Here is an 11,088-nt window from a genome sequence, read left to right on the forward strand (position 1 = left end):
CGACCGTCCCGCTCGGTTCATGGCGCCGGCGGCGACCATCCGTCGACGGCCCGGCCGGCGCGGGCCCTGTACGAGGTGACCCGGCTGGTTCGGCACGCCTGCCCAGGGTCGTCTGCCATCGGCTCGACGGTCTTCCGGCTTCCCGGGACGGCTCCCGCCGCGAAGGCGCGGCATTGCTGGAGAAACAGCTGAGCGACCCGCGTAACCGGAGCGCCGGTTCGGTGGACGACGAGGAGGTGGCGCAGTCAGGGCGCCAGGTCCCGGCCGGGGGAGTGGAGACCGTGCAGCAGCTTGGCGAGCTGGTCGCCGTCCTGCGGGTCGAGCCGGTCCGTCACCGGCGTCAGCGCCCGCCGTACCTCGTCGTACACCTGCTCCGCCAGCTCCAGTCCCGCAGGGGTGATGAACACGTCGACGACGCGGCGGTCCTGGGCGTTCTTGCCCCTGGCCACCAGCCCTCGCTGCTCGGCGCGGTCGATGAGGCCGGAGAGGGTGGACTTGTCGAGGCCGAGGAACGCGGCGAGCTCGGTCATACGCGGGCGGCGGTCGCGCAGGATGCCCAGCACCCGCAGCTGGGTGAGCGAGAGGTCGTGCTCGGCTCCGATGCGGGTGAGCACGCCGACCACCTCGAAGGTGTTGCGGACGAGGGCGTCCACGAGGGCGTCGGAAGTCATGTGCTCACGCTACCCATCGTGCTTTGCATTACAAACCAGCGGGGCCGGACGCAAGAGCGGGGGTGGTGACAACCGCGTGGTCCTGTGGTTACACTCACGGCCAACATTTTTGTTCAAGCTGAGAGAAATAAATGCACTCTGCCACCGAACCTCGTGCCACCAACCGCAGCGCGGTCCTGTCCACGCTGCTCTCCGGGCGTTCCCTGGAGCGTGGACAGATCGTGGAGGGCACCGGGCTCAGTCGTGCCACCGTGTTCCGCATCGTGGACGACCTGCGTTCACGCGGTTTCGCCCGGGACGCGGCCGTGCAACCGGCCAGCGGCAGAGGAAGGCCGTCGACTCTCGTCCAGTTCGACGGCTCCGTGCACCTGGTGGGCTGCATCGACCTCGGCGGCACCAACTGCCGCTTCGCCGTCGCCGACGCGCTGGGCAACACGCTGGTCCGGGCCAAGCACCCCACCCCGCTCGCGCTCGACGGCGAGCGGCTGGCCGGCTGGATGGCCGAGCGCATCCACGAGCTGGCCGGCGCGGTATCGGGACAGCACGGCCCGCTCGGCGCGGTCGCCGTGGGACTGCCGGGTGTGGTGTCGGGCGACAGGTCACGGGTCGTCGGCTCGCACAACCTGCCGCAGCTCCACGGCACGGTCTTCGTCGACGCCCTGCGCGAGCGCATCGCCGTGCCGACGACGCTGGACAACGACTCCAAGCTGGCCCTGGTGGGCGAGCTCCAGTACGGCGCGCTGGCCGAGAAGGAGACCGCGGTGCTGCTCACGCTGGGCACCGGCCTCGGTTCCGCGGCGGCGATGAACGGCCAGGTCCTGTCCGGCAAGGACGGGCTCCTCGGCGAGTTCGGGCGGCTGCTCATCCCCGGCACCAAGACCCGGCTGCGTGACCTCGTCTCCGGCGCCGGCCTCGTCGCCCACGCCCGCGCCGCCGGGTACGACGTGACGCACGCCAGGCAGATCCTGGAGGAGCCCGAGCGCTTCGGCGACCTGCGGCAGCGCATCCGCGACGCGCTCGTCCACCTGGTGTCGATCGTGGCCCTGGCCTACGAGCCGCGCACGGTCATCGTGACCGGCGGGTTCGGCGACGGCCTGGCCGAGTCGGCGCTCGACGAGGTCCAGGGCGAGGTGCTCGACCTCGTCGGCGTCAGCACCCGGGTCCGCCGCACCATGCTCGGCGGCCAGGCGGGCCTGCTCGGCGCGCTGGCCATCGCACTCGGCGACCTGTACGCCTCGCTCGGCGTGCTGGAGGAGCACATCAACCAGATCGAGGTGGACCGGGCCCGCGCGGTCAAGGCCCTCGAAGAGGCGCCCGTCCATCCCGGCTGACCCGCCTGCGGACGCCCGAACCAGCCACCCCCACGAACCCCCTCACATCCCCCATGGAAGGAACCCCCGATGCGAACCAGGAGGACCGCCGTCGTCCACGGCGCACTGACTCTGGCCGGCCTGCTCGTACTCACCGCCGGGTGCGGTGGCGCGGGCGGCGGCTCCGGTGACAGCGGGCCGGAGTCCGGCACCCTGACCGTCTGGATGATGACGGGCGGGCCCGGCGACTCCGAGATCATCGAACAGGCCAAGGCGGCGTTCGCCAAGAAGCAGCCGGGCATCGACGTCAAGGTCGAGATCCAGCAGTGGGACAGCATCGCCACCAAGATCACGACCGCGCTGGCGTCCGGGAAGGGGCCGGACGTCGTTGAGATGGGCAACACACAGACCCCGCTGCAGTCGTACTCGGGAGCGCTGCTCGACCTGACGGCGGACAAGGCCGGCTTCGAGGAGTCGGCCACCTGGCTCGACGGTCTCGCCCAGCCCTCCACCCACCAGGGCAAGCTGTACGCCACCCCGCTGTACGGCGGGACCAAGGTGGTGCTCTACAACAAGGACCTGTTCGCCGAGGCGGGCATCGACGAGCCGCCGGCCACGATTGAGGAGCTCAAGAGCGCCTGCGAGACCCTCGCCGAGAAGAACTCCGCAACCAAGAACTTCTCCGGCTTCTACATGCCGGGCCAGTACTGGTTCGCCGGCGCGCCGTTCGTCTTCGGCAAGGGCGGCGACGTGGCCACCCGCGACGGCGACACCTGGAAGGGCGCGATGAGCACGCCCCAGGCCCAGGAGGGGCTGCGGGAGTGGAAGGACTTCCAGAACACCTGCTCCACGCCCTCGTCCGTCGGCAGCAACACCAACAGCCCGGACCAGACCCAGCTCTTCGCCGACGAGCAGACGGCGATGCTCTACGTCCGGGCCTGGGAGCCGGACAAGGTGCTGGAGAAGAACCCGAAGCTGAAGGACAAGCTCGGCTACTTCGTGATGCCCGGCTACGAGAAGGGCAAGCCGCTGCCGACGATCGTGGCCGGTTCGACGATCGGCGTCTCGGCGGCGACCACCAGGCCGAACGCCGCCAAGGACTGGCTGCGGGTGGTCACCGGCCGCGAGTTCCAGGGGCTGATGGCGCAGAAGCTCAACCTCATGCCGATCTCGCCCGCGTTCATGCCCGCCGACGGGGTGACCGAGGCGCTCACGACCGGCGCCGAGGCCGTCAGGAGCAACCACGCGCTGCCGGTGACCCCGGGCCAGGCGACGCTCGACGGCGAACGCTACAACGAGCAGTTCTTCTCCGACATCGCCGCAGGCAAGGACATCGCCGCCCGGGCCGCCGAGTACGACGCCCACCTCGCCAAGGCGTTCAACGCGACGGGGACGACCTCCTGACATGGCACTCCAGACTCAGGGGGCGGTGAGTCTCGGGCCGGACCGGGGTGAGTCCCGCGAGCCCGCCCCGGCGCGCGACCGCCGCTCCCGGCTGCCCTACGGGCTGGTCGCGCCGGCGGTGATCGTCCTGGCCGTGACCCTCGGCTATCCGGTCGTCCGGCTCGTCGTCCTGTCGTTCCAGAAGTTCGACTCCCGCTCGCTGTTCACCGGCGAGGCGCCCTTCGTGGGCGTGGCCAACTACACCGACGTGCTGGCCGACCCCGCCTTCTGGGCGGTGCTCGGGCGCACCGTCGTCGTCACCGCCGCCTGCGTCGCGGCCATGATGGCGCTGGGCTTCGCGCTGGCCAGGGCGCTGACCCGCACCTCGGCGTGGGCCAGGCTCGTGTTCGTGGTCTGCCTCGTCCTGGTCTGGGCCATGCCGATGGTCTCGGCCGCGCTCATCTGGCAGTGGCTGTTCCAGCCGCAGTACGGCGTGGCGAACTGGATGCTGACCCAGCTCGGCGTGTTCGGCGACCTGACCGCGCGCGACTGGTTCTCCGAGCCCGGCCCGGCCCTCGTACTGATCATCGTGCTCATCGTCTGGAAGGGGCTGCCGTTCGTGATCCTCACGATGTACGCCGCCCTGCTCCAGATCCCGTCGGCCCTGTACGAAGCGTCCGGCATCGACGGCGCGGGGGCGTGGCAGACGCTGCGCCGCATCACGCTACCGCTGATGCGGCCCGTGCTCGCCGTCCTCGTCGTCCTCGAGGTGATCTGGTCGGTGAACTCCTTCACCCCGTTCTGGGTGCTGACGCAGGGCGGGCCGTCCGGCCAGACGACGACCGTCTCGGTCTACGCCTACGTCCAGGCCTTCACCGCGAACGACTACGGAGCCGGGTCGGCGATCTCCGTCATCACGATCGTGCTCCTGTCGGTCTTCGCCGTCCTGTACGTCCGCCGTCTCACGAAGGGGGGCGAGGTGGCATGAACGCCCTGCGCGACTTCCGCACCCGCCGCCGGCTGGCCGTCGACGCGGTGGTCGTCCTCGCCGCCGTCGTCATGATCTTCCCCGTGTACTGGATGTTCGCGACCGCGTTCAAGCCGCCGGGGCAGGTCCTGTCGCTGACGCCGCAGTTCGTGCCGTGGCCGCCCAGCACGGAGAACTTCACCAGGACCCTGGCCGCGCCCGAGTTCCTGACCTTCCTGCGCAACTCGCTGGTCGTGTCGCTGATCACGGTCGTGCTGTCGATGGCCGTGGCCGTGGCGGCGGCGTTCGCCACCGTGCGGTTCGCCTTCGGCGGGCGCCGGACCCTGCTGGCCGTGCTCGTCCTCGTCCAGATGATCCCCGGCTCGGCGATGGTCATCCCGCTCTACCTGATGCTGCGTGACATCGGGGCGCTCGACATGCTCCCCGGGCTCGTCCTCACGTACCTGTCCTTCGTCCTGCCGTTCACCGTGTGGAACCTGCGCGCCTTCGTCGCCGGGGTGCCCGTCGAGCTGGAGGAGGCGGCGATGATCGACGGCTGCGACCGGCTGCAGGCCTTCCGCCGGGTGGTGCTTCCCCTGCTCGCCCCCGGGATCGTCGTCACGTCGGTCTTCGCGTTCATCAACGCCTGGGACGACTACCTCTTCGCGTACGTGCTCATGCGGTCGCAGGAGAACTACACGCTGCCCGTATGGCTCGTGTCGTTCAGCACCGCGCCCCAGGTCGACTACGGCGAGACGATCGCCGCCTCGGCCATCTTCTCCCTGCCCGTCCTCGTCTTCTTCCTCTTCCTCCAGCGCCGGCTCGTCGGCGGGCTGGCGGCGGGCGCGGTCAAGGGCTGACACCCGACAGGAGTCTCATGGATCACCTCGAACGGCTCGCACACGCCGTACTCTTCCCCGCTCTCGGCCGCCCCGTCGTCCCGCGCTGGATCGACGGGCCGGTGGCCGCCGGCCTCGGCGGGTTCGTCCTGTTCGGCAAGGACATCGTCGACCAGGACCAGTTGCGCGGCCTCACCGCCGGGCTGCGCGAGCTCTCCCCGTCCCTGCACCTGGCGATCGACGAGGAGGGCGGCGACGTCACCCGGCTGGAGGCGGCCGGCGGGATCTCCACGCCGGGCAACCTCGCCCTCGGCCGGATCGACGACCTCGACGCGACCAGGGCCTGCGCCCACCAGATCGGGCTCGCGCTGCGCGCGGCCGGGGTGACCTGGGACCTCGCCCCCGCCGTCGACACCGCCGTCAACCCCTTCAGCCCCAACGGCGTACGCTGCTTCAGCGGCATCCGGGCACACGTGGCCGCGCACGCCGCCGCCTGGATCGAGGGGCTCCAGGCCGCCGGGGTGAGCGCCTGCGCCAAGCACTTCCCCGGCCACGGCCTCAGCGGCACCGACGCCCACCTCGGCACCCCCGACCTCGACCTGAGCCGGGACGAGCTCGTCGACCACTACCTCGACCCGTTCCGCTCGGCGATCGCGGCCGGCGTCGACTCCATCATGGTCTCCCACCCCCGGGTGTCCGCCCTGGACGAGCTTCCGGCGTCGATCAGCGCGCCGGTGATCACCGGCCTGCTCCGCGACGAGCTGGGCTTCGACGGCGTCGTGATCACCGACGCCCTGGAGATGCGCGGCGTGGCCGACGTCGCGCCGCTGGGCGAAGCCGCCGTCCTGGCCCTGCGCGCCGGGGCCGACGCCCTGTGCCTGGGCGCGTGGGCCTACGGCGAGGACGTCAGGACCGCCGCCCACGCCATCGTCGAGGCCGTGCGCACCGGCGACCTCCCCGCCGAACGCCTCGAACAGGCCGCCGACCGGCTGCGGCGCATGGGCCGGCGCGGCGCCCCGGACAGCCCGCTCGACGGCGAGGCCGACAGCGGGCTCGGACTGCGGCTGGCGCGGCGGGCGGCGCGGGTGTCGGGGGACCCGCTGCTGCGCGGGGACGCCACCCTGGTCGTCCGCCTCGAACCGGTCGCCTCACCCGCCTCGGGCGGCGGGCCGGGGAACGTGGAGACGCTGCTGGCCACGCCCGGCCGCACCGTCGAACAGGTGACCGTGGCGGCCGGCACGTACAACGGCCCCGGGATCGTGCACGCGGCCATCTCGGAGTTCCGCGAGCAGTACGGCGCCTCGGGCGACGTGGTGATCCTGGTCAGGAGCCCGCACCGGTTCGAGTGGCAGGCCCCGATCCTCGACCGCATCCTGGCCACCACCCCGGATGTCGTCGTCCTGGACATGGGCTTCCCCCAGCTGGACTTCTCCGCCGCCCGCGGCTGGGTGCGCACGTTCGGCGCCTCCCGGGTCTGCGCCGAGGCCGCCGTCGAGGCGCTCACCGGGAGGCGCGGGTGACCGCCCGGCTCTTCGTGAACGCCCAGCTGGTGCTCGCCGACCGGGTCGAGCCCGGCTGGCTGCGCACCGACGCGGGCCGGATCACCGCCCTCGGGTACGGTTCGCCGTACCCGGCCGGCGGTGCGCCGATCGTGGACGTCGGCGGCGCGTACCTGGCTCCCGGCCTGGTCGACCTGCACTGTCACGGCGGCGGCGGCGCGGCCGTCTACACCGGCGACCCCGCCGACGTGCGCACGGCGGCCGAGGCCCACCTGCGGCGGGGCACCACCGCCATGCTCGGCTCCGTGGCGACGGTCGACCAGCCCCTGATGCGGGCCGCCGCCCGGGCGGTGTGCGAGGCGGCCAGAGATCCCGGCGTGCCCAACCTCGTGGGCGTGCACTTCGAGGGCCCGTTCCTCGCCCCCGCCCGTCGCGGCGCCCAGACCGAGTCGGCGCTGCGCCCGCCGGACCGGACCCTCCTCGAAGACCTCCTGGAGCTCGCCGACGGCCTCCCCACCGTCATGACCATCGCGCCCGAACTGCCCGGAGCGCTCGACCTCATCGCCGCCTACTCCGGCGACTGCGTGTTCGCGATCGGGCACACGGACGCCACCTACGACCAGGTACGCGCCGCCGCCGACGCCGGCGCCCGGCACGTCACCCACCTGTTCAACGCCATGCCCCCGCTCGGCCACCGCACCCCCGGCCCCGTCGCCGCCACCCTCACCGACCCGCGGCTGACCTACGAACTGATCGCCGACGGGCAGCACGTGCTGCCGCCCGTCCTGGCCCTGGCCACCGGTGACGGCACCCGCGCCGTCCTTGTCACGGACGCCATGGCCGCCGCCGGCCTCGGCGACGGCCGCTACGCCTTCGCCGACCGCACCGTCGACGTCTCCGGCGGCACGGCCCGGCTGGCCGGCACCGACCGCCTCGCCGGGTCGACCGCCTTCCTCACCGACTGCGTCCGCCACCTGGTGCGAGCGGCCCACGTCCCCGTCCACACCGCGCTGCGCATGGCGACCGCCAACCCGGCCGCCGTCCTCGACCTCCCCGGCCGCGGCGCCCTGGAGCCCGGCCACCGCGCCGACCTCGTCATCCTGGACGCCCACCTGCACCCGCAGACCACCTACCTGGCCTGACCGCCCGGGCTCAGGGGTCGTGTCGCCGTGCTGATCAGCGTCGGTGCAGCAGGGTGGTGGCGATGGCGACCTGGGCGGGTTCGAGGGTGGGCTTGCCGTCCTCGATGTCCCACAGGGCGTTCTGCAGCACGCGGCCGAGGGTCCAGCCGACTGCGCGGTTCCGGTCGAGGCCGAGCGTCTCGGTCAGCAGGTCGAAGCGGCGCAGCACGGCGCGAGCCACGTCGCCGGTGGCCTCCACCTGCTCCCACCGGTTGTCCAGGGCGGGCAGCAGCTCGAACCCCGGGTCGCCGGCCAGCGGTTCGGGGTCGATGGCCAGCCACGGCTCCCGTTCGCCGGCCAGGATGTTGTCGTAGTGCAGGTCCCAGTGCAGGAGGCGGTCGCCGGGCTCGCCGATCAGTTCGGCCACGGCGGACGCGCAGGTGCGTACCAGCCGCTGCTCGTCGGGGTCGCGCAGTGCGGGGACGGCCTGCGGCGCCTGGTCGAGCATGGCCGTGGCGATGCCGGACAGCCGGCGCAGGTCGCTGGGGGCGGGGATCGAGGTCAGGCGGGCCATCAGGTCGGCCAGGATCCGCATGGCGGCGTCGTCGTCGGCCACCGATGAGAGCGTCCGGGTCGCGTCCAGGCGTTCCAGCAGTTGGGCGCCGCTCTGCTCGTCATGGTCGAGCAGGCGCACGATGCCGTTGCCGTTCCAGGCCCGCAGTCCGGCGGCGGCGCCGGCGGTCTCCTCCCGGAGCTGCTGGAGCTTGAGGACGGCGGGCGTCCCGTCGGGCTGGCGTACGGGGAGGACCAGCGAGGCCATGCCGTACGCGGCCGGGCCGTCGGGCCGCAGCCGCCAGCGGTCCAGGAGCTCGCCGCCCAGGCGCGGCAGTCCGGCGAGCCAGGCGCGGGCGTCGGCGTTGTTCGCTCCGTAGGAGGCGGCGAACTGGTCGGGGACCTCGATGGAGGCCGACGTGGTCATGAAAGGGATCTCCTTCGTGGATTCGGGTCACATGGCGACGAACGAAGGAGATCACGGAGGGGCCCGGTCGCTGGGCCGACGTCAAATCATGGGCCCAGCCTATCGCGCGCCGCGCTTGTGGTGCGATCGCACCAAATAAGTGTTATGGTTCGAACGCACCACAAAAGGAGGCGAAGCGCATGAAGTACGTGACCGTGCTGATCATCGGCATGCTGCTGCTGGTCCTGGGGACCCAGGGCGCCATCCGGCTGCTGGCCGACCATGACAACGCCGGGTTGCTCGGCCGGCTGCCCGGAGGGTTCGGGGTGTGGCTCGCCTGCTACGTGGCCGCCGCCGTCGCAGGAGCCCTCCTGGCCGGCTGGGGCAGCAAGCACGCCAAGCGGAGCGGGCGCGGACGGTGACCCGGCCGTACGGCAGTGCGGAAGGCAGGACTGTCCCCGCCGGACGACGACCACCGGCGGTCCTTGCCGTCCTGCACTACCTGCAGGCCTGACCTTCACCCACGCCGGCCCTGGCCCCCGGGGGTCATGGCTCCAGGCGGGTGAGGTCGAGGCGGGCGAGGCGGTCGGGGTCGGACAGGATGTCGATCGTGGCGAGCTTGCCGTCGGAGATGGTGAAGCTCATGACGGAGATGAGCTGGTCGTCGACGGTGTTGACCAGGCCGGCCAGGCCGTTGACGAGCGCCGGCTGGGTGGTGCTGGAGGTGGCCATGCGCTGGAAGGTGGCGAGCTGGCCGGCCACGGCGGCGACGCCGCGGATGACCTTCATGCCGCCGGTGAGCACGCCGCCGTCAGCGCGCAGGACCACGTCGGGGTCGAGGATGGAGACCAGGGCGGCGAAGTCGCCGCCGCGGGCGGCGGTGAGGAAGGCGTCGACGACCCGGCGCTGGCTGTTCAGGTCGGGGTCGGGGTTCGGGGCCGCGCCGCGGACGCGCTGGCGGGCGCGGCTGGCGAGCTTCTTGGCCGCCACGGGGGTGCGGTCGACGATGGGCGCGATCTGCTCGAACGGCAGGCCGAACATGTCGTGCAGCACGAACGCCAGCCGTTCGGCGGGGCTCAGCGACTCCAGCACGACCAGCAGCGCCAGGCCGACCGAGTCGGCGAGCAGCACTTCCTGCTCCGGGTCGGTGGCGTCCGTGCTGCTGATCACCGGGTCGGGCAGGCGCTCCTCCAAGGACTCCTCGCGCCGGGACTTGCGGGTGCGGAGCATGTCCAGGCACACCCGGCCGACCACGGTGGTCAGCCAGCCGCCCAGGTTGTCGATGTCACCCGAGTCCGAACGCGCCAGCCGCAGCCACGCCTCCTGCACCGCGTCCTCGGCCTCGCTCAGCGAGCCCAGCATGCGGTAGGCGACGGCCTTCAAATGGGGGCGGTGTCCCTGGAACTGGTCGGCCAGGAAGTCAGGGGAGGTCATCGGTCGCGTTCCTCTCGTCTCAGTCACATCACAACAGGTGACGTATCCAACCAGCGAAAGGTGACCGCGTACGCCTCGGCGTCAGTCCAGCGTGTCCTCCACGAGGTCGAGGTAGGCGTGCCCGGCGGCGAGGTCGCCGGGCCGGTCGAGCGGCGTGAAGCCGTCCAGCAGCCGGCGCAGCGCGGCGAGGTGGTCCCGCCACGAGGCCCCCGGCGAACCGCCGAGGAACTCGATCAGCTGAGCGGTCCCGGGTGAGCGGCGGGCGATCCGCTTGCCCGCGATCGGGATCATCACCAGCCGCGCCACCTGGTGGTCGACCGGCCGCTTGGGCGTGGGGGTCTCTCGCTCGCCTGCGGCGAGCAGGTCGGCGAAGGCGGCGGGGAGCCGGTCGAAGCCGCGCCGGTCGAGGACGACCGTGCTGTCGGCGGGCCAGCCGGCCCGCGAACTCGGGTGGACGTGCCAGTCGACGCAGAGCGGGAGCCCGTCGATGATCTGGTACGCGCTGAACGCCCTGGTGCCGCGCGGCCCGTTCTGCCGGGCGTCGAAGGCGGCCGTCATGGTCCCGGGGCCGGTGGGGAGGCGGCCGGGCAGCGCGTAGTCGTCGAGGAGCGGATCGTCGACGACCACGAGCAGGTCGACGTCGCTCCAGTCGTCGGCCCGGCCCGCGCCGAGCGACCCGACCAGGGCGGCCCCGGCCACCGCGGGATCGTCGCGGAGCCCCGCGGTCGCGGCGGTGAGCCAGCGGGACCGGATGCCGGCGAGGCGGGGAGCGGGCGGCGCCGTGCCGCTGTTCGTGCTCATCGAGGGCCACTCCAGCACCTCGGGCGCGACGACGGCAACCGGTTAACGGGGCCGTGGTGGCGTCCCAGGGCGATGGGTGTCACACTGTTCTAGAACTCACTGAAG

General features: G+C 72.3%; 11 protein-coding genes. 7 read left to right on the top strand and 4 right to left on the bottom strand.

Going from position 1 to position 11,088, the window contains the following annotated elements; all coding sequences use genetic code 11:
* Nucleotides 1–245 precede the first annotated feature (245 nt).
* A complete protein-coding gene (locus tag ACBI99_RS19550) occupies nucleotides 246–671 on the bottom strand; it encodes a MarR family winged helix-turn-helix transcriptional regulator (protein WP_219507091.1) in 426 nt (141 codons plus the stop codon).
* A gap of 131 nt (nucleotides 672–802) precedes the next feature.
* Here ACBI99_RS19550 and ACBI99_RS19555 point away from each other — a divergent pair, with 131 nt between their 5' ends.
* The 6 genes from ACBI99_RS19555 to nagA all read left to right on the top strand — a co-directional run bounded on the left by ACBI99_RS19555 (nucleotide 803) and on the right by nagA (nucleotide 7,811).
* The gene (locus tag ACBI99_RS19555) at nucleotides 803–2,002 is read left to right on the top strand and encodes an ROK family protein (RefSeq protein WP_219507090.1); all 1,200 of its coding nucleotides are present in this window, start codon (nucleotides 803–805) and stop codon (nucleotides 2,000–2,002) included.
* 69 nt (nucleotides 2,003–2,071) lie between these two features.
* A complete protein-coding gene (locus tag ACBI99_RS19560; protein WP_375072984.1) occupies nucleotides 2,072–3,385 on the top strand; it encodes an extracellular solute-binding protein in 1,314 nt (437 codons plus the stop codon).
* 1 nt (nucleotide 3,386) lies between these two features.
* On the top strand, nucleotides 3,387–4,352 hold the full coding sequence (locus ACBI99_RS19565) for a carbohydrate ABC transporter permease (RefSeq protein WP_375072985.1): 966 nt from the start codon (nucleotides 3,387–3,389) through the stop codon (nucleotides 4,350–4,352).
* The gene (locus ACBI99_RS19570; protein ID WP_219507085.1) at nucleotides 4,349–5,191 is read left to right on the top strand and encodes a carbohydrate ABC transporter permease; all 843 of its coding nucleotides are present in this window, start codon (nucleotides 4,349–4,351) and stop codon (nucleotides 5,189–5,191) included. Before ACBI99_RS19565 ends, ACBI99_RS19570 begins: the two co-directional genes overlap by 4 nt.
* A gap of 17 nt (nucleotides 5,192–5,208) precedes the next feature.
* Nucleotides 5,209–6,690, top strand: a complete 1,482-nt coding sequence (locus tag ACBI99_RS19575) for a glycoside hydrolase family 3 protein (RefSeq protein WP_375072986.1) — start codon at nucleotides 5,209–5,211, stop codon at nucleotides 6,688–6,690.
* Entirely contained in the window at nucleotides 6,687–7,811 is a 1,125-nt protein-coding gene (gene nagA, locus ACBI99_RS19580) for an N-acetylglucosamine-6-phosphate deacetylase (RefSeq protein WP_375072987.1), read from the top strand. The genes ACBI99_RS19575 and nagA overlap by 4 nt, the downstream gene beginning before the upstream one ends.
* Before the next feature lie 34 nt (nucleotides 7,812–7,845).
* Here the strand turns inward: nagA and ACBI99_RS19585 are convergent, their stop codons facing one another.
* Nucleotides 7,846–8,769 carry an aminoglycoside phosphotransferase family protein gene (locus tag ACBI99_RS19585; RefSeq protein WP_375072988.1) on the bottom strand — a complete coding sequence of 308 codons (924 nt, stop codon included), beginning with the start codon at nucleotides 8,767–8,769 and terminating at the stop codon, nucleotides 7,846–7,848.
* Nucleotides 8,770–8,948: 179 nt separating this feature from the next.
* On the opposite strand from ACBI99_RS19585, the gene ACBI99_RS19590 reads away from it, so the two are divergent.
* On the top strand, nucleotides 8,949–9,170 hold the full coding sequence (locus ACBI99_RS19590) for a hypothetical protein (protein WP_375072989.1): 222 nt from the start codon (nucleotides 8,949–8,951) through the stop codon (nucleotides 9,168–9,170).
* Nucleotides 9,171–9,294: 124 nt separating this feature from the next.
* Here ACBI99_RS19590 and sigJ read toward each other — a convergent pair whose 3' ends face one another.
* Nucleotides 9,295–10,182, bottom strand: coding sequence for an RNA polymerase sigma factor SigJ (sigJ, locus tag ACBI99_RS19595; RefSeq protein ID WP_375072990.1), 888 nt, complete (start codon nucleotides 10,180–10,182; stop codon nucleotides 9,295–9,297).
* Nucleotides 10,183–10,263: 81 nt separating this feature from the next.
* Nucleotides 10,264–10,983 carry a nucleotidyltransferase domain-containing protein gene (locus ACBI99_RS19600; protein WP_219507074.1) on the bottom strand — a complete coding sequence of 240 codons (720 nt, stop codon included), beginning with the start codon at nucleotides 10,981–10,983 and terminating at the stop codon, nucleotides 10,264–10,266.
* Between the last annotated feature and the right edge of the window lie 105 nt (nucleotides 10,984–11,088).

Source organism: Nonomuraea sp. ATR24, assembly GCF_041950485.1.
GTDB lineage: Bacteria > Actinomycetota > Actinomycetes > Streptosporangiales > Streptosporangiaceae > Nonomuraea > Nonomuraea ceibae.

What these genes read in the sequence shown, in the direction of transcription:
- ACBI99_RS19555 (WP_219507090.1), top strand. Translation starts at nt 803, where the DNA reads ATGCACTCTGCCACCGAACCTCGTGCCACCAACCGCAGCGCGGTCCTG.
- ACBI99_RS19590 (WP_375072989.1), top strand. Translation starts at nt 8,949, where the DNA reads ATGAAGTACGTGACCGTGCTGATCATCGGCATGCTGCTGCTGGTCCTG.
- ACBI99_RS19575 (WP_375072986.1), top strand. Translation starts at nt 5,209, where the DNA reads ATGGATCACCTCGAACGGCTCGCACACGCCGTACTCTTCCCCGCTCTC.
- ACBI99_RS19570 (WP_219507085.1), top strand. Translation starts at nt 4,349, where the DNA reads ATGAACGCCCTGCGCGACTTCCGCACCCGCCGCCGGCTGGCCGTCGAC.
- ACBI99_RS19550 (WP_219507091.1), bottom strand. Translation starts at nt 671, where the DNA reads ATGACTTCCGACGCCCTCGTGGACGCCCTCGTCCGCAACACCTTCGAG.
- ACBI99_RS19585 (WP_375072988.1), bottom strand. Translation starts at nt 8,769, where the DNA reads ATGACCACGTCGGCCTCCATCGAGGTCCCCGACCAGTTCGCCGCCTCC.
- sigJ (WP_375072990.1), bottom strand. Translation starts at nt 10,182, where the DNA reads ATGACCTCCCCTGACTTCCTGGCCGACCAGTTCCAGGGACACCGCCCC.
- ACBI99_RS19565 (WP_375072985.1), top strand. Translation starts at nt 3,387, where the DNA reads ATGGCACTCCAGACTCAGGGGGCGGTGAGTCTCGGGCCGGACCGGGGT.
- ACBI99_RS19560 (WP_375072984.1), top strand. Translation starts at nt 2,072, where the DNA reads ATGCGAACCAGGAGGACCGCCGTCGTCCACGGCGCACTGACTCTGGCC.
- ACBI99_RS19600 (WP_219507074.1), bottom strand. Translation starts at nt 10,983, where the DNA reads ATGAGCACGAACAGCGGCACGGCGCCGCCCGCTCCCCGCCTCGCCGGC.